The sequence below is a fragment of the Gemmobacter nectariphilus DSM 15620 genome (assembly GCF_000429765.1).
Classification (GTDB): Bacteria; Pseudomonadota; Alphaproteobacteria; order Rhodobacterales; family Rhodobacteraceae; genus Wagnerdoeblera; species Wagnerdoeblera nectariphila.
In genome coordinates this window covers 24,104-40,741 of record NZ_AUCM01000012.1, presented here as the reverse complement: position 1 = coordinate 40,741, position 16,638 = coordinate 24,104, and the positions used below count along the sequence as shown (strand labels likewise).

Below are 16,638 nucleotides of genomic sequence, written 5' to 3'. Positions count from 1 at the left end.
CGCGGAAACCGGCATGATGCCCCCGGCAACAGGGAGGCATAAGATGGACTATCAGGCGATCCGCTACGAGGTCGATGGCGGGCTGGCGCGGATCACGCTGAACCGGCCCGAGGTGATGAATGCGCTGAACCGGCAGATGTGCGCCGAACTGGCCGATGCGCTGCACCGCGCGGGGGGCAAGGCGCGCGCCGTCGTGCTGACCGGCGAGGGGCGGGCCTTTTGCACCGGGCAGGATCTGTCCGAGGCGGCGCAAGCCGAGGTGTTCGACGCGGAACAGGGGCTCAAGGAGACCTATGATCCGATGATGCGCGCCCTGATGGACTGCCCCGTGCCGGTGATCGCTGCGGTGAACGGTCCTGCAGCGGGGGCCGGGGCCAGCCTTGCGCTGACGGCCGATGTGGTGATCGCGGCGGAAAGCGCCTATTTCCTGCAGGCCTTCACCCGGATCGGCCTGATCCCGGATGCGGGCGGCACCTGGTGGCTGCCGCGCCAGATCGGCATGCCGCGCGCGATGGGGATGGCGCTGTTCGCCGACCGCATCACCGCCCGGCAGGCCGCCGACTGGGGGCTGATCTGGGAAGCGGCGGCGGACGATGCCTTTGCCGAAGTCTGGCAGGCGCGGGCGCGGTTCCTGGCCGATGGGCCGACCCAGGCCTTTGTGCGGGCCAAGGCCGCGCTGCGTGCCGCCGGGGACAATGACCACGCCGGGCAACTGGCGCTGGAGGCGCGGCTGCAAGGCGAATGCGCCCGCACGGCGGATTTCCGCGAAGGTGTCGCGGCCTTCTTGCAAAAGCGCCCGGCGCGGTTTCAGGGCTGCTAAGGCTTGTCGCGGGCGGCTGCGGGGGCTAGGTCTGCCGCGCCTTGCGCCCTGTGGCTATCGTTGCGGCGGGGGCTTCGCGCCCCCGCACCCCCGCGGGATATTTTTGGACAGATGAAGCCGCCTGTCGGGGATGGGCGGGCAGGAGTGTGCTATGGCCGGTTATCCGTCGCTGCGGGGCAGTCTGATCGAGGGCAAGGCGATGGCCGATCTGACCTGGCTGCGGGTTGGCGGGCCGGCGGATGCGGTGGTGCTGCCTGCGGACGAGGCTGATCTTTGCGCCTTTCTGGCCGCGCTGGACCCGGCCGTTCCGGTGTTTCCGCTGGGCGCAGGGTCCAACCTGATCGTGCGCGATGGCGGCCTGCGGGCGGTGGTCGTCCGGCTGGGCCGCGCCTTTGCCGGGGTCGAGGTGCAGGGCGATCGGGTGATCGCCGGGGCGGCGGCGCTGGATGCGCGGGTCGCGCAGCTGGCGGCCGCAGCGGGGCGCGATCTGACCTTTCTGCGCACCATCCCCGGCACCATCGGCGGCGCCGTGCGGATGAATGCCGGCTGCTATGGCAGCTATGTCACCGATGTGCTGGAAGAGGTGCGCGTGGTCACGCGGCAGGGCAAGGTCGAGGTTCTGCCCGCCGCCGCGCTGGACCTGCGCTATCGTCAATCGCATCTGCCCGAGGGCGCGATTGTGGTATCGGCGGTTTTCCGCGCATGCGAGGGCGATCCTGCCGCATTGCAGCAGCGGATGGAGGATCAGCTGGCCCGGCGCGATGCCAGCCAGCCCGTCAAGGACCGCACTGCCGGATCGACCTTTCGAAATCCGGCCGGTTTTTCCAGCACGGGCAGGGCCGATGACACCCACGAGTTGAAGGCCTGGAAGCTGATCCAGGACGCGGGCATGCAGGGCGCGCGGATCGGCGGGGCGCAGATGTCGGAAAAACATGCCAATTTTCTGACCAACACGGGTGGCGCGACGGCCACGGATCTCGAATCACTTGGCGAAGAGGTGCGAAACAGGGTTTTCCAGACGGCCGGAATCTGGCTAGAATGGGAAATCATGCGCGTCGGCGAACCGGCCGCCTGAAAACGACCAAAGGGGCCAAGACCCCGGCAGCATAACAAGGGCCGAAAAGGCCCCAGAGGCAGAAGATGGCGGGCAGTTCGGGCAGGACAGCCGCCAGAGTGGCAGTTCTGATGGGTGGACCCTCGGCCGAGCGCGAGGTTTCCCTGTCGTCCGGGCGCGAATGCGCCACCGCTCTGCGTGCGGCAGGCTATGAGGTGATCGAGGTCGATTGCGGCCCCGATCTGGCCATGCGGCTGGCCGAGATCAAGCCCGATGTCGCCTTCAACGCCCTGCATGGCCGCTGGGGCGAGGATGGCTGCGTCCAGGGCCTGCTGGAATGGCTGGGCATTGCCTATACCCATTCTGGGGTGCTGGCCTCGGCGCTGGCGATGGACAAGCAGCGCACCAAGGATGTCTATCGCGCGGCCGGTCTGCCGGTTGTCGAAAGCCTGATCGCGGACAAGGCCGAGGTCGAGGCGCGGCACCTGATGGCGACCCCCTATGTGGTGAAACCCTATAACGAAGGGTCGTCGGTCGGTGTCTACATCGTACCCGAAGGCGCGAACCGCCCGCCAAGGCTGGGCGCCGAGATGCCGGCGCAGGTGATGGTGGAAACCTATGTGCCGGGGCGCGAGCTGACCTGTGCCGTGCTGGGCGACCGTCCGCTGGCGGTGACGGATATCATCACCGATGGCTGGTATGATTATGATGCGAAATACACGCCGGGCGGGTCGCGCCATGTGATCCCGGCCGAGGTGCCGGCGGCGATCCACGATGCCTGCATGGACTATGCCCTGCGCGCGCATCGGGCGCTGGGGTGCCGCGGGCTGAGCCGCACCGATTTCCGCTGGGACGAGGCGCGCGGCATCGCCGGGCTGATCGTGCTGGAGACCAACACCCAGCCGGGCATGACGCCCACCTCGCTGGCCCCCGAACAGGCCGCGCATTGCGGGATCCCGTTCCCCGATCTGTGCGCCTGGCTGGTGGAGGATGCCTCATGCGGGCGCTGAGAGAGACGCCCCAGCGCCGCGACCCGGCGCCGTCCCGCTGGGCCTATCGCCTGAACCGGATGTGGCTGACGCCCGCCTTTCGCCTGGCCGTGCGGGCAGGGCTGCCGCTGGCGCTGACCGCTGCGGTGGCCGGGCTGTGGATGGCCGATGCGGGCCGCCGCCAGGCGCTGTTCGACACCTATGCCGAGCTGCGCAGCGAATTCCAGAACCGCCCCGAGTTCATGGTGAACCTTGTCTCGATCGAAGGCGCCTCGCCCCTCTTGGCCGAGGCGATCCGCGCCGGGCTGGGGTTCGATCTGCCGAAATCCTCGTTCGGGATCGACCTGGGCGAGACGCGCGCGCTGGTCGAGACCTTTGATGCGGTGGAACGGGCCGATCTGCGCATCGTCGCGGGCGGCGTCTTGCAGATCAACGTGACCGAACGCTTGCCCGCGCTGGTCTGGCGCGCGCCCGATGGGGTCTGGCTGGTGGATGCCGGCGGGCACCGGGTCGCGCGGATCGGGGCGCGCAGCTTGCGCGGCGATCTGCCGCTGATCGCGGGCGAGGGTGCGGCCGCATCCGCCCCCGAGGCCTTGGCGCTGGTGCAGGCCGCGGGGCCGCTGGTGCCGCGCCTGCGCGGGCTCGTGCGCATGGGCGAGCGCCGCTGGGATCTGGTGCTGGACCGTGACCAGCGTATCTTGCTGCCCGAGGACAACCCGGTCCGCGCGCTGGAGCGGCTGATCGCCCTCGATCAGGCCGAAGGCATCCTGTCCCGAGACATCACGGCGGTCGATCTGCGCAGCGACCGCCGCCCCACCCTGCGCCTGTCTGCCGAAGGGGCCGATACCCTGCGCCAGATCCGACTTGCCCAAACCGGAGGATGAGTGCCGTGACCGATCTCTACCAGTCCCAGCGCGCGATGCGGCAGATGCGCAAGGCGGCGATGCAGCGCGGCGTGATCGCCGTGCTGGATGTGGGCACCTCCAAGACCGCCTGCCTGATCCTGCGCTTTGACGGGCCGGACCAGTTCCGCTCGGACGATGGCGTCGGCCCGATGGCGGGGCAATCGCAGTTCCGGGTGATCGGCGCTGCGACCACCCGCTCGCGCGGGATCCGGTTCGGGGAAATCGACGGGCTGCAAGAGGCCGAGCGGGCCATCCGCACGGTCGTGCAATCGGCGCAAAAGGCCGCCGGTCAGCGGGTGGACCATGTGATCGCCTGTTTCTCGGGGGCAGGGCCGCGCAGCTATGGTCTGGCCGGGGCGCAGCGGCTGGCTGACAATGTGGTCACCGAACAGGATATCGCCCGCGTGCTTGCCTCGTGCGAGATGCCCGACCTTGGCGAAGGGCGCGAGGTGCTGCACGCCCAGCCGGTGAACTTCCAGCTCGACACCCGCTCGGGTCTGGCCGATCCGCGCGGGCAGATCGGGCACAACCTGTCGGTCGACATGCATCTGCTGTCGGTCGAGCGCGCGGCGGTGGAATGCCTGCTGCACTGCCTGAAACGTTGCGATCTCGAGGTGGCGGGGATTGCCTCGTCGGCCTATGTCGCCGGGCTGGCCGCGTTGGTCGAGGACGAACAGGAACTGGGCGCGGCCTGCATCGACATGGGCGGCGGCGCGACCGGCATTTCGATCTTCATGAAGAAGCACATGATCTATGCCGATGCCGTGCGCATGGGCGGCGATCTGGTCAGCCGCGATATCGCCATGGGTCTGCAAATCCCGCTGGCCATGGCCGAGCGGATCAAGACCTTTCACGGCGGGGTTCATGCAACCGGCATGGACGACCGCGAGATGATCGAGCTGACCGCCGATACCGGCGATTGGGAAAAGGATCGCCGCCGCATCAGCCGGACCGAGCTGATCGGCATCATGCGCCCGCGGGTCGAGGAAATCCTTGAAGAGGTCCGCGCGCGTCTGGATGCAGCGGGGTTCGAACACCTGCCCAGCCAGCAGATCGTGCTGACCGGCGGTGGCAGCCTGATCCCCGGTATCGACGGGCTGGCGGCCCGCATCCTGGGGCAACGGGTCCGGCTGGGCCGTCCGCTGCGGGTGCAGGGGCTGCCGCAGGCGGCCGCCGGGGCGACCTTTGCCAGTGCGGTGGGCCTTTGCCTGTTTGCCGCGCATCCGCAGGACGAATGGTGGGATTTCGAGATCCCGGCCGAGCGCTATCCTGCCCGTTCGCTGCGGCGCGCCATGCGGTGGTTCCGGGATAACTGGTAACCGCTAGATGACGTAGATGTGGCGAAATCCCGCTGGTCTGGTCGCGAATGGCTCAATATTTGGGGCAAAGTGGTCGTTTTTCGCGTGACGCGCGGGCTGGCTGTGGATAGAATCAGTGAAAATGCGGCCTTCGGGACAGGGCCGGGACTGACACAGTCGAAACAAGGGCAGGCGGCAGGACAATGGCTTTGAATCTTATCGTGAATGACGAGAGCGCCGAGCTGAAACCCCGGATCACGGTGTTTGGTGTGGGCGGTGCTGGTGGCAATGCGGTCAACAACATGATCGACCAGCAGCTGGAGGGTGTCGATTTCGTCGTCGCCAACACCGATGCTCAGGCGCTGGCGCAAAGCCGTGCCTCGCATCGTGTCCAGCTGGGCACCCGCGTCACCGAAGGGCTGGGTGCCGGCGCCAAGCCGCAGATCGGGGCCGCTGCCGCCGAAGAATCCATCGAGCAGATCGTTGACCATCTGGCAGGCGTGCACATGTGCTTCATCACCGCCGGCATGGGCGGTGGCACCGGCACGGGTGCGGCGCCGATCATCGCGCAGGCCGCGCGGGAGCTGGGCGTGCTGACCGTCGGCGTCGTGACCAAGCCTTTCGCCTTTGAAGGCGCCAAGCGGATGCGTCAGGCCGAAGAAGGCGTCGAGGCGCTGCAAAAGGTCGTCGATACGCTGATCATCATTCCGAACCAGAACCTGTTCCGGCTGGCGAATGAAAAGACCACCTTCACCGAAGCCTTCGCCATGGCCGATGACGTGCTCTATCAGGGCGTCAAGGGCGTGACCGATCTGATGGTCAAGCCGGGCCTGATCAACCTCGACTTTGCCGACGTGCGCTCGGTGATGGACGAGATGGGCAAGGCCATGATGGGCACCGGCGAGGCCGAGGGCGCGAACCGCGCTGTCGAGGCTGCCGAGAAGGCCATCGCCAACCCGCTCTTGGACGAAATCAGCCTGCACGGCGCCAAGGGTGTGCTGATCAACATCACCGGCGGCTATGACCTGACCCTGTTCGAGCTGGACGAGGCCGCGGGCCTGATCCGCGAAAAGGTCGATCCCGACGCCAACATCATCGTCGGCTCGACGATGGACCCGACGATGGAAGGCAAGATCCGCGTCTCGGTCGTGGCCACCGGCATCGACGCCTCGCATGCCAACATGGCGCCGCCCGCCTCGCGCCAGTTGCCGCAGCAGGCCCAGCCCCGCGCCCCCCAGGGGTTCGTCGCGCCCGCCGCTGCCGCGCCTGCCCCCGCGCCGCAACCCGCCCCCGCGCCGGTCGCCGCCTTCCAGCCGGCGCCTGCCCAGCCGCAGGCCCCGGTCGAGGCCGAGCTGCCGGAACAGGATCTGTTCCACCAGCCCGCCCCCGCGCCGCGCGCCCAGCCGACCTATCAGCAGGCCGAACCCGAAGTGCCGCCGCCGGTCTACCAGACGCGCGCGCCGCAGCCCCAGCCGGCAGCCCGCCCGGCCCCGCCCTCGATCGAGGCCGATGCCAGCACCTTTGTCGCCCCGCGCCGCTCGCCGGCCGGCACCCCCTCGCCCGAGGCGCTCGCGCGTCTGCGCGATGCGGTCGCCAAGACCCCGTCCGCAGCAGCCCCGGCGCATCAGCCGCGCGCCGCGGCGCCGCAGCCGGCCCAGCCGCGCGCCGAAGAGCCTGCGCGCTCGCGCTTTGGTCTTGGCTCGCTGATCGGCAGGATGTCGGGTCACGGCGATGCCGCGCCGCAGGCCGCCCAGGCGACCGCGCGTGCCCAGCCCCAGCCTCCGGCCCATGCCGCCTATGATGACGAGCAGGACCACGAACAGGACCGGATCGAAATTCCGGCGTTCCTGCGCAGACAGGCCAACTAAGGCCGCGCGCCCCTGACCAAGGCCGGGCTCGCCCGGCCTTTTTCTTTTTTATCAATGCCTTGTCGGTTTGCTGCCAAATGTTTCAAGCCTGTTACACACCGTCGCAAAGCGTGAGTTGCTGACCGCGCTCCTGTCGATTACTTAACATTTGCGCGAAAAGGTCGTGGGGACGATCCGCCGCGCGGTGCCGGGCCAAGGCCTGTCGCATCAAGCAATCCGCCGCGTCAGACGGCGTACATGGGGTGAAACGTGCAGAGCAGCCTTCATTCGGCGGTCGTGTTTGACGGCGTCGGCCTGCATTCGGGTTCTGCGGTCCGCATGATCGTGAAACCTGCGCCTGTGGATCACGGCATCGTCTTCCTGCGCACCGACCTGTCGGCCGACATTGCCCGCATTCCCGCGCGCTGGGATGCGGTGGTGCAGTCCAGGCTGTGCACCCTGCTGGCCAACCCGCAAGGCTCCAGCGTCTCGACGATCGAGCATGTGATGGCCGCGCTGGCCGGCTGCGGCATTTCCAATGCCCTCATCGAGATCGACGGCCCCGAGGTTCCGATCCTTGACGGCTCGTCGGCGCCCTTCGTGCGCGGCTTTCTTGCCGTCGGCATCGTCGAACAGGCGGCCCCGGTGATGGCGCTGAAAATCCTGCGCCCCGTCGAGGTGCGCGAGGGCGAGGCGGTCGCCCGGCTGGAGCCTTCGGATGCCATCGAGATGGAGTTCACCATCGACTTCACCGATGCGGCCATCGGGCGCCAGGAAAAGCACCTGAACCTGTCGAACGGCACCTTCGTGCGCGAGCTGTGCGACAGCCGCACCTTCTGCCGTCAGGCCGATGTGGATGCGATGCGCGCCAACGGGCTGGCCCTGGGCGGCACGCTGGACAATGCCGTCGTGGTCGAGGGTGACCGTATCCTGTCGCCCGGCGGTCTGCGCCACCAGGACGAGCCGGTGCGCCACAAGATGCTGGACGCCATGGGCGATCTGTCGCTGGCCGGCGGGCCGATTCTGGGCCGCTATGTCGGCATCCGCGCCGGCCATGCCATGACCAACCGCCTGCTGCGCGCGCTGTTTGCAACCCGCGGCGCCTTTGCCTGGGTGGAATGCAACAGCCATTCGGGCGGCAAGCTGCCCGGCGTGGGCGTGACCCGGGCCGACCTGCCACGCATCGCCATCTGACCGCCCCGACAGGGCGAAAGGCGTTTTGCGCCCCGGATTTTTATGTGCTAGGGAACGGCAAGAGGCAGCGGCAGGCCCGGTGCAACCCGCGCATTCCAATGGGTTGCCAGGCCGCAGGAGCAGACGGAACGATGACAGGGCGGGCCAACAAGGCAAGGCTGATCGGTGCGGTGCTGGTGGTGGCGGTTCTTGCCGGCTGCGCATCGTCGAAACAGCGGCAGGTCGATCTCGAATCAATGTCGGCCAAGGATATCTTCGCGCTGGGTGAAAAGGCGCTGGAGACCAGCCCGCGCCGCCCGGACGCCGGGCGCTATTTCGCCGAGGTGGAACGGCTGTATCCCTATTCCGAATGGGCCAAGCGTTCGGTGGTGATGCAGGCCTATGCCGAGCACAAGCGCAAGAACTACGATGAGGCGCGGGCAGCGGCGCAGCGGTATCTGGATCTTTATCCGGGCGATGAGGATGCGGCCTGGGCGCAGTATATCCTGGCGATCTCCTACTATGACCAGATCGACGAGGTGGGCCGCGATCAGGGCCTGACCTTCCAGGCGCTGCAGTCGCTGCGCACGGTGATCGAGCAATACCCCGACAGCGAATATGCCAAGTCGGCCATGCTGAAATTCGATCTGGCCTTCGACCATCTGGCCGCCAAGGAAATGGAGATCGGGCGCTACTACCTGCGTCAGGGGCACTATACCTCGGCCATCAACCGCTTCCGCGTCGTGGTCGAACAGTTCCAGACCACCACCCACACGCCCGAGGCGCTGCACCGTCTGGTGGAAAGCTACCTTGCGCTGGGTCTGAACGACGAGGCGCAGACGGCGGCGGCGATCCTGGGGCACAACTTCAAGGGCTCGCCCTTCTATGACGACAGCTATCGTCTGTTGACCGGCAAGGGGCTGAACCCCGAGGCCAAGGGGCAAAGCTGGCTGCGGACGGTCTATCGCCAGTCCGTGCAGGGCAAATGGCTTTGATGGGGCAGGGCGCGGGGCGATCCCTCGTGCGCTGACGGGATATGCTGCGCTCGCTGATGATCCGCGACATGCTGCTGATCGACCGGCTGGACTTGACGTTCCAGCCGGGTCTGAACGTGCTGACCGGCGAGACGGGGGCGGGCAAGTCGATCCTGCTGGACTGTCTGGGCTTTGTGCTGGGCTGGCGCGGGCGGGCCGATCTGGTGCGTCAAGGCGCAAGCCTTGGCGAGGTGGTGGCGGAATTCGATCTGCCGCCTGGCCACCCCGCGCATGAGGTGCTGGCCGAGGCCGGGATCGCAGCCGAGGACGGGCTGATCCTGCGCCGCACCGTGACGCCCGAGGGGCGCCGTCAGGCCTGGGTCAATGACCGCCGTGCGGGGGCAGAGCTGCTGCGCAGCCTGTCGGACGGCTTGGTCGAGCTGCATGGCCAGCATGATGACCGCGGCCTTCTGGACCCGCGCGGGCACCGCCAGTTGCTGGACCAGTTCGCCGGCAGTGCCGATCTGCTGGCGCGGGTGCGCGCGGCCTGGTCCACCCTGTCCCAGGCCCGAAAGGCGCGGGCCGAGGCCGAGTCCCGTGTTGCCGCGCTGCGGGCCGAGGAAGAATTCCTGCGCCATGCCGTGGCCGAGCTGGACAAGCTGAACCCCGAGCCGGGCGAGGATGCGCTGCTCGACATCCGCCGCCGCACCCTTCAGGCCGCCGCCAAGGTGCGCGAGGATGTAGCCCGCGCCGTTCAGGCCCTGTCGATCCAGGGCGCCGAAGGCGCGGTGCGCGATGCGCAGCGCTGGCTGGAAGGCGCGGCCGAGCGCGCCGCCGAGGCGCTGGAGGGGCGGCTGGATGCGCCGCTGGACTCGCTCTCCCGCGCGACGATCGAACTGGCCGAGGCACAGGCGGGGGTCGAACGCGCGCTTGAGGCGCTGGACATGGATCCGGCCGAGCTGGAGCGGGTCGAGGAACGGCTGTTCGCCATCCGCGCGCTGGCCCGCAAGCATTCGGTGGCGGCGGACGATCTGGGTGACCTGGCCAATCTGCTGCGCGGCCGTCTGGCGGCGCTGGACGGGTCCGCCCGCGACATGGCGGCGCTGGAGGCGGCCGAGGCCCAGGCCGGCGCCGCCCACCGCGACGCCTGCAAGGCGCTGAGCGATCTGCGGATCGGCGCGGCGACGCGGCTGGATGCTGCCATGGCGGGCGAGCTTGCGCCGCTGAAGATGGAACGCGCCGTGTTCCGCACCGTGATCACCCCCGACACGCCGGGGGCCGAGGGCGCCGATGCCGTGGCCTTTACCGTGGCGACCAATCCGGGCGCGCCTTCGGGGCCGCTCAACCGTATTGCCTCGGGCGGGGAACTTTCGCGCTTTCTGCTGGCGCTGAAGGTTTGCCTGACGCAAGGGGCGACGGGCCTGACGCTGATCTTTGACGAGATCGACCGCGGCGTTGGCGGGGCGACCGCCGATGCTGTTGGTCGCCGCCTGCGCCGTCTGGCCGACGAGGCGCAGGTGCTGGTCGTCACCCATTCGCCGCAGGTGGCCGCCCTTGGCGCGCATCATTGGCGGGTGGAAAAGCGGGTGCAGGGCGAGATGACCCTGTCCACCGTGGTGGCGCTGTCGGTGCTAGAGCGGGTGGACGAGGTGGCGCGGATGATTTCGGGCGACCATATCTCGGACGCGGCACGCGAGGCAGCGCGGGCCTTGTTGCAGGCCTGAGGGGCGGTTGCACCTGGTGCGGTGATCGCGCGCCTGTGGCAGGCCCCGGAGGGGTTTCACACCCCTCCGGACCTCCCCGTGGGGTATTTGGAAAAGGCAAAGGGGCGCGTGGTATTCGGGAATGGGGGCCGTGTGCTTGGGTCTGGTCCCCGGCAGGGCGCGGATGTAGCCTGCGCGGCGACTCGTGCGAAGGAACCCGCCATGACCGATATTGCAGCCATCGAAGCCGCCGCCATCCGACTTGCTGGCCATGTGCGGCGCACGCCGCTGCTGTCCTCGCCCTTTCTGGACGAGATTGCGGGGCGGCGGGTGCTGGTCAAGGCCGAGTGCCTGCAGCATACCGGCAGCTTCAAGTTCCGCGGGGCCTGGTCGGCGCTGTCGGCCCTGGCGCCCGAGGTGCGGGCGCGCGGCGTTCTGGCCTATTCCAGCGGCAATCATGCGCAGGGCGTGGCCCATGCGGCGGCGCTGCACGGGACGACATCTGTCATCATCATGCCCAAGGATGCCCCGGCGCTGAAGATCGCCAATACCCGCGCCCTAGGGGGCGAGGTGGTGCTGTATGACCGTGCCAGCGAAAGCCGCGAGGAGATCGGCCAGCGTATCGCTGCCGAGCGCGGGCTGACCCTGGTGCGCCCCTATGACGAGCCGATGGTGATTGCCGGGCAGGGCACCTGCGGGCTGGAGATTGCCGAACAGGCGGCCGAGGCGGGCGTGGTGCAGGCGGATGTTCTGGTCTGTTGTGGCGGGGGCGGGCTGACCAGCGGCATCGCGCTGGCGCTGGAGGCGCGGGCGCCCGGCCTGCGCGTGCGGCCCTGCGAGCCGGAGGGGTTTGACGATACTGCCCGCAGCCTGGCCGCAGGTCGCCCGCAGCGCAATGCCCGGATGGAAGGGTCGATCTGCGACGCGATCGTGACGCCCGAGCCGGGCAAGATCACCTTTCCCATCCTGCAACGTCTGGCCGGTCCCGGCCTTGTGGTCAGCGACGAACAGGCCCTGCGCGCCATGGCACTGGCCTGGCAGCGGCTGAAGATCGTGCTGGAGCCGGGCGGGGCGGTCGCGCTGGCGGCGGCGCTGTTCTGCACGGATCAGGTGCAGGGCGATGCGGTGATCTGCACTGCATCAGGCGGCAATGTCGACAGGCCGGTCTTTGAGCGCGCGCTTGCCCTGCTGGAGGGCTGAGGGCAGGGCGCGGCCATCCCGGGGCTTGCGCACGGCGCGGATTTGCGCAGAACTGGCGCCCTGTTCCGGGGAGGGTCCATGAACATCTGTGATCTGGGCGATATCCGCCTGCATTGGCGCGAAGACGGCGATCCTGCGGGCGCCCCGGTCGTGTTCGCGAACTCGCTGGGCACCGATCTGCGGCTGTGGGACAAGGTGATCCCGCTGTTGCCGCAAGGCTATCGCTACATCCGGTACGACAAGCGTGGCCATGGCCTGTCGGACTGCCCGCCCGGCCCCTATTCCATGGGGGCGCTGGTGCGCGATGCCGAGCGGCTGCTGGATGCGCTGGAGGTGCGCGATTGCGTCTTTGTCGGTCTGTCCATCGGCGGGATGATCGCGCAGGGTCTGGCCATCAAGCGGCTGGATCTGGTGCGCGCGATGGTGATCTCGAACACGGCGGCCAAGATCGGCACCGCCGAGATGTGGCACACGCGCATTGCTGCCGCCCGCGACGGGGGGCTTGCGCCGATGGCCGATGCCGTGATGGAGCGCTGGTTCTCGCGCGCGTTTCGGCAAGGGCCGGAGCTGGCAGGCTGGCGCAACATGATGGTCCGCACCCCGCTGGAGGGCTATGTCGGCTGCTGCGCGGCGATTGCCGGGACCGATTTCTATACCCCGACCTCGGGCCTGACCTTGCCCACACTGGCGATCGCGGGGTCCGAGGATGGATCGACCCCGCCCGATCTGGTGCGCGAAACGGCCGATCTGATCCGGGGGTCCGAATTCCACCTGATCCGCGGCGCCGGACATCTGCCTTGCGTCGAGGCCCCCGAGGCCTATGCCGCGCGGCTGGCGCAGTTCCTTGAACGGGTTGGCCATGCGCAGGGCTGCTGCGGGCATGATCACCCCCACAACCACGGGCATCATCACTGATGGCACATTTCCTGCTGATTCATGGCTCTTGTCACGGCGCCTGGTGCTGGCGCGACACCATTCCCGCGCTGGAGGCGCTGGGGCATACGGCGCAGGCCATCGACCTGCCGGGACACGGGCAGGACCAGACGCCGCGAGACGGGGTGACGCTGGACGATTATGCCTGCGCGATCTGTGACACGCTGGACCGGCCCGCCATCGTGGTTGGTCATTCGATGGGGGGCTATCCGATCACCGCCGCGGCCGAGCGCGATCCCGCGCAGATCCGGGCGCTGGTCTATCTGTGCGCCTATCGTCCGGTGTCTAGCCTGTCGCTGGGCGACATGCGCCGCGCCGGGCCGCGTCAGCCGCTGCTGCCGGCCATCCGGGTCGAGGGCAAGGTGTTCCGCTTTGATCCCGCCCATGCGGATCTGTTCTATCACGATTGCGCGCCGGACACCGTGGCCTGGGCGCTGGCCAGCCAGACCCCGCAACCGATTGCTCCGCAGGAAACCCCGCTGGTGCTGACCGACCGCTCACGCGATGTGCCGCAGTTCTACATTCGCTGTGCGGGCGACCGGGCGATCCCGCCCGAGTATCAGGCCACCATGGCCGAAGGGTTGCCAGAGGGGCGGGTCAGCCACCTCGAGGCCTCGCATTCGCCGTTCCTGTCGATGCCGGGGGCGCTGGCGGCGCAGCTGGATGCGATTGCAGCCGCGCTATAACGGACAGTTCAGGGGGGCGGGCGTTCGGGCCGAATGCCATGGAACGCCGTGCCTGGCCCAATGGGCCGGGCTCAGGTGCGCGGCATTGCCAGACGGACGGTGTTGCTGCCCTTCTGATAGCTCAGCTCACTGGCGCTGATGGCGGTGACGCGGCCACCGTCGATCCGGTCGCCGATCTTGACCTTGACCAGCCGGCCGCTGCTTTCGCGCACCAGCGCATAGCGGTTGTTCGAGGTGCCGAACACGCCGATCAGGTTGGTGCGCCCAAGGTTCAGCGCCCCGGCCACCGTCGCCTGCCGCGCGACCGAGGCGCGGGTCGGAATGCTGGGCGCGGATTGCGGGGTATCGGGTTCGCCATCGTCGAACATGTCCCCGTCGCGGCTGCGGCCAGACGGGGATTGGCGGCTGACGGCGGGTTCAGGCGTGGCGACGCGCGGCTGCACGGCAGCGACTGCCGTTTCGACCGACCGGGTCAGGCTGGCCGGGCGCACCGGGGGGCGCCGGGTCGGGGCAAGGCTGGCGGTTGTTTCGGTCTGCGCGGCGGCGGTCGAAGCGGCGGCAGCTGCGGCTGCGGCGGCCTCCGCAAGGCGGCGGGTCTGTTCGGCCGCTGCGGCTGCTGTCGCCGCTGCGGCAATGGCCGCAGGGCGCACGGGCGGGCGGCGGCTGGCAAGACGGGTATCGGCCGCGTCAAACGCCGGAAGCGCGCCTTCCTCGGCGGCTGGCGCGGGCGTCGGTGCGGCGGGTGCCAGACCGGCCGGCCGGCTGCGCGGACGGCGGCTGCCCGACAGCTCTGCATCGGGCTGGAAGGCGCTGACGGTTTCGGGGGCGGTCGGCAGGATTGCAATCGCGCCTGGCGCGGCTGCGGTGGGGGCCGTCGCGGTCGCGGTTTCGGGGACCGCAGGCGGTGCCGGTTCAGCCGTCGAGGCAAAGGGGCTGCGCGGCGGAATGATCGCGGGCCGTCCAGCCACAAGGCGCACGCCATCGGGGGTGATCACCCCTTCGGGGGTCGGCAGGATATTGCCCTGTGCATCGAACTGATACAGCGCGCCGTAGGCCGGCAGCACCACCGGGGCCGACGGCGGCAGGTCGGCATTGCTGCTGCCCGGGGCTGCGGCCAGGCGGGCCTGCGGCGTTGCCCCCAAAGCCTGATCGGGAAGCGGCAGGGTCAGTTCGTCGATCCGCCCGCCTTCAAGGCCGCGCACCGGCGCGGTTGCCGTGCTGGCAGAGGCCGAGGTGTCGGGGGCGGTTTCGGACAGGGCGGCCGGCGCCGGGGCAGGCTCTGGCGCGCTGACCGCCTCGGGCTCTTCGGTCGCGGCAAGCGTTTCCGGCGCGGGTTCGGCGGTGGGGGTGGTGGCGGTGCCCGGCTCGGTCACATCGGGCGTGGCCTCGGCCCCCGCGTCAGGCTCGGCCGGTGGCAGGGCCGCGGCCACCGCCTCGGCCGCCGTTTCCGGCGTGACCGCCGCATCTTGCGGCGCGTCGAGGAACATCGCAGCCCAGACGGCGATCACCAGCAAGAGCGCCAGCAACGCCCCCGTCAGCGCGATGCCAAGGAACTTCGGCTTGCCGCCGATCTTCTGCTGGCGCTGGCCAAAGACGGTCATCGCCTCGGCCTCGGATTTGGGCTGCGGCACGTTCGGCTGGGTGGCCGACGGCGGCAAAGGCGGCGGCGGCGGGGCTGCGATCGGGCGCTGAACCGGGGTCTTCGATTTGCCTTTGGTGCTGCGCGAGGCCTTGCCAAGCGCCTTTTGCACCTTGTCGGTCAGCTTGGGCGCGCCAGGCTCGGCCCGCGCGGCTGTCACCGCGCGCAGGATCTGGCTGGAGGGCGCTGGCGGCAGGTCATCATCCGCAGCAACAGGCGCCATCATCGGGCGCGGTGCCTTGGGCGCCGGGGCGGCCTCGGGGACCGCGGCGGGCGTCAGCGAGGCGGCAAGCGCGGCCTTGGCCGCGGCCATCGGGTCGGCGTCAGCCTCGCCAGGCCAGGATTGGGTCTGATCGCCATCATCCGCGCCCAGCTCTGGCGGGATTTCGGCGGGCGCCGGGTCGGCATAGGGGGGCACCATGACCGGCTCGGCGGGCGGCACGGGCTCGGGCTGCGGGGGAACCGGCAGCGGCTCGGGCTCGGGCAGCGGTTCGGGTTCCGGCGCGATCTCGGGCGCGGGGGCAGGCGAGGGCGTGGGATCGGGCTGTGGGGGAACCGGCAGGGGCTCGGGCTGCGGCGCGGGATCTGCGGGCGGCAGATCGGGCAGCGGCTCGGGCGCCGGCGCCGGCTCGGGCTGCGGCACAAGCTCGGGTTCGCTGGGCGGGGCGATTTCGGGGGTCGGCGCAGGTTCGGTCGCGGCCTCGGCCACCGGCGCGGGGGCATCGGCTTCGGGAACCGCCTGCACGGCGTCTTCGGCGGCCGGCTCTTCGAGCACGGCGTTGGTGCGGGCCTTGCGCTGAACGATGCGGATCGGATCCTGATCGCGCACCACCTTTTCGCCTTCGGCCAGCAGTCCCGGCGCGGCAGCGGTCAGGCCGAACCACGGCTCGGCCGCAAAGCCGCCCGGCTCCGGGATGGCGACAAAGGACACCGGGTTGAACCCGTGTTCGACCGCAAATGCCTCGGCCTCGACCAGGGTTTCGCGGGCGACGGCGGCGACTTGCACCGTATCGCCCGTGCCGGACCAGTCGAAGGCCAGGTCGGCCAGGTCATAGGGTGTGCGCCCGTCCAGCGCGGCCGCGATCTGCGCCCGGCGCTGTGCGGCCTTGGGGCCCGGTGCCTCGACCGTGGAATAGAGGATCATCTCGTTCGGGATCACCAGCTTGGTGGCGAACCCCTGCGGCTCCAGCCCCAGCGCCGAGCGGCGCAGATAATCCAGCGCCCCGGCCAGATCCGGATCGGCCAGGTCGACGGTTCCGATGGAATGCCAGCCCGACGGCGTGCGATGAAGCAGGCCGACGCTGTCCTGGCTGAAGGTCAAGGCGAAAGATGGCTTCATGCGTCCACTGTTTACATGGTCGGGTGGCGCGGCGACAGAGCGGCATCACACGTCCAGTTCCCTATAGCAGGAAATCGC

At 69.3% G+C, this 16,638-nt stretch carries 13 protein-coding genes; 12 read left to right on the top strand and 1 reads right to left on the bottom strand.

Translation table 11 applies throughout. The annotated features are described in order from the left end of the window. Positions 1 to 43: 43 nt before the first annotated feature. The 12 genes from G481_RS0113270 (at position 44) to G481_RS0113215 (ending at position 13,582) form a co-directional block, all read left to right on the top strand. Positions 44 to 820, top strand: a complete 777-nt coding sequence (locus tag G481_RS0113270) for an enoyl-CoA hydratase-related protein (protein WP_028030472.1) — start codon at positions 44 to 46, stop codon at positions 818 to 820. Positions 821 to 971: 151 nt separating this feature from the next. Continuing rightward, positions 972 to 1,895, top strand: coding sequence for a UDP-N-acetylmuramate dehydrogenase (murB, locus tag G481_RS0113265; protein WP_028030471.1), 924 nt, complete (start codon positions 972 to 974; stop codon positions 1,893 to 1,895). Between the two features lie 65 nt (positions 1,896 to 1,960). Next, entirely contained in the window at positions 1,961 to 2,884 is a 924-nt protein-coding gene (locus tag G481_RS0113260; RefSeq protein ID WP_084450914.1) for a D-alanine--D-alanine ligase, read from the top strand. After that, positions 2,872 to 3,747 carry a cell division protein FtsQ/DivIB gene (locus tag G481_RS0113255; RefSeq protein WP_028030469.1) on the top strand — a complete coding sequence of 292 codons (876 nt, stop codon included), beginning with the start codon at positions 2,872 to 2,874 and terminating at the stop codon, positions 3,745 to 3,747. The genes G481_RS0113260 and G481_RS0113255 overlap by 13 nt, the downstream gene beginning before the upstream one ends. A 5-nt stretch (positions 3,748 to 3,752) precedes the next feature. Next, entirely contained in the window at positions 3,753 to 5,087 is a 1,335-nt protein-coding gene (gene ftsA / locus G481_RS0113250; protein ID WP_028030468.1) for a cell division protein FtsA, read from the top strand. A gap of 182 nt (positions 5,088 to 5,269) precedes the next feature. After that, positions 5,270 to 6,934, top strand: a complete 1,665-nt coding sequence (gene ftsZ / locus G481_RS0113245) for a cell division protein FtsZ (protein WP_028030467.1) — start codon at positions 5,270 to 5,272, stop codon at positions 6,932 to 6,934. 249 nt (positions 6,935 to 7,183) lie between these two features. Continuing rightward, positions 7,184 to 8,107, top strand: a complete 924-nt coding sequence (gene lpxC, locus G481_RS0113240) for a UDP-3-O-acyl-N-acetylglucosamine deacetylase (RefSeq protein ID WP_028030466.1) — start codon at positions 7,184 to 7,186, stop codon at positions 8,105 to 8,107. Between the two features lie 131 nt (positions 8,108 to 8,238). Further along, positions 8,239 to 9,081 carry an outer membrane protein assembly factor BamD gene (locus G481_RS0113235; protein WP_028030465.1) on the top strand — a complete coding sequence of 281 codons (843 nt, stop codon included), beginning with the start codon at positions 8,239 to 8,241 and terminating at the stop codon, positions 9,079 to 9,081. Positions 9,082 to 9,122: 41 nt separating this feature from the next. Continuing rightward, a complete protein-coding gene (gene recN, locus G481_RS0113230; RefSeq protein ID WP_028030464.1) occupies positions 9,123 to 10,784 on the top strand; it encodes a DNA repair protein RecN in 1,662 nt (553 codons plus the stop codon). 201 nt (positions 10,785 to 10,985) lie between these two features. Next, entirely contained in the window at positions 10,986 to 11,963 is a 978-nt protein-coding gene (locus tag G481_RS0113225) for a threonine ammonia-lyase (protein WP_028030463.1), read from the top strand. 78 nt (positions 11,964 to 12,041) lie between these two features. Further along, positions 12,042 to 12,878, top strand: a complete 837-nt coding sequence (pcaD, locus tag G481_RS23775; protein ID WP_051294527.1) for a 3-oxoadipate enol-lactonase — start codon at positions 12,042 to 12,044, stop codon at positions 12,876 to 12,878. Further along, the gene (locus G481_RS0113215) at positions 12,878 to 13,582 is read left to right on the top strand and encodes an alpha/beta fold hydrolase (RefSeq protein ID WP_028030462.1); all 705 of its coding nucleotides are present in this window, start codon (positions 12,878 to 12,880) and stop codon (positions 13,580 to 13,582) included. Before pcaD ends, G481_RS0113215 begins: the two co-directional genes overlap by 1 nt. Before the next feature lie 71 nt (positions 13,583 to 13,653). On the opposite strand, the gene G481_RS26890 is transcribed toward G481_RS0113215, so the two are convergent. After that, complete coding sequence (locus G481_RS26890) at positions 13,654 to 16,560, bottom strand: hypothetical protein (RefSeq protein ID WP_154664607.1); 2,907 nt, start codon at positions 16,558 to 16,560, stop codon at positions 13,654 to 13,656. Between the last annotated feature and the right edge of the window lie 78 nt (positions 16,561 to 16,638).

Coding starts and splice junctions, on each gene's coding strand:
- ftsZ (WP_028030467.1), top strand. CDS start 5,270: ATGGCTTTGAATCTTATCGTGAATGACGAGAGCGCCGAGCTGAAACCC.
- G481_RS0113270 (WP_028030472.1), top strand. CDS start 44: ATGGACTATCAGGCGATCCGCTACGAGGTCGATGGCGGGCTGGCGCGG.
- G481_RS26890 (WP_154664607.1), bottom strand. CDS start 16,560: ATGAAGCCATCTTTCGCCTTGACCTTCAGCCAGGACAGCGTCGGCCTG.
- murB (WP_028030471.1), top strand. CDS start 972: ATGGCCGGTTATCCGTCGCTGCGGGGCAGTCTGATCGAGGGCAAGGCG.
- recN (WP_028030464.1), top strand. CDS start 9,123: ATGCTGCGCTCGCTGATGATCCGCGACATGCTGCTGATCGACCGGCTG.
- G481_RS0113260 (WP_084450914.1), top strand. CDS start 1,961: ATGGCGGGCAGTTCGGGCAGGACAGCCGCCAGAGTGGCAGTTCTGATG.
- G481_RS0113215 (WP_028030462.1), top strand. CDS start 12,878: ATGGCACATTTCCTGCTGATTCATGGCTCTTGTCACGGCGCCTGGTGC.
- G481_RS0113235 (WP_028030465.1), top strand. CDS start 8,239: ATGACAGGGCGGGCCAACAAGGCAAGGCTGATCGGTGCGGTGCTGGTG.
- pcaD (WP_051294527.1), top strand. CDS start 12,042: ATGAACATCTGTGATCTGGGCGATATCCGCCTGCATTGGCGCGAAGAC.
- G481_RS0113255 (WP_028030469.1), top strand. CDS start 2,872: ATGCGGGCGCTGAGAGAGACGCCCCAGCGCCGCGACCCGGCGCCGTCC.
- G481_RS0113225 (WP_028030463.1), top strand. CDS start 10,986: ATGACCGATATTGCAGCCATCGAAGCCGCCGCCATCCGACTTGCTGGC.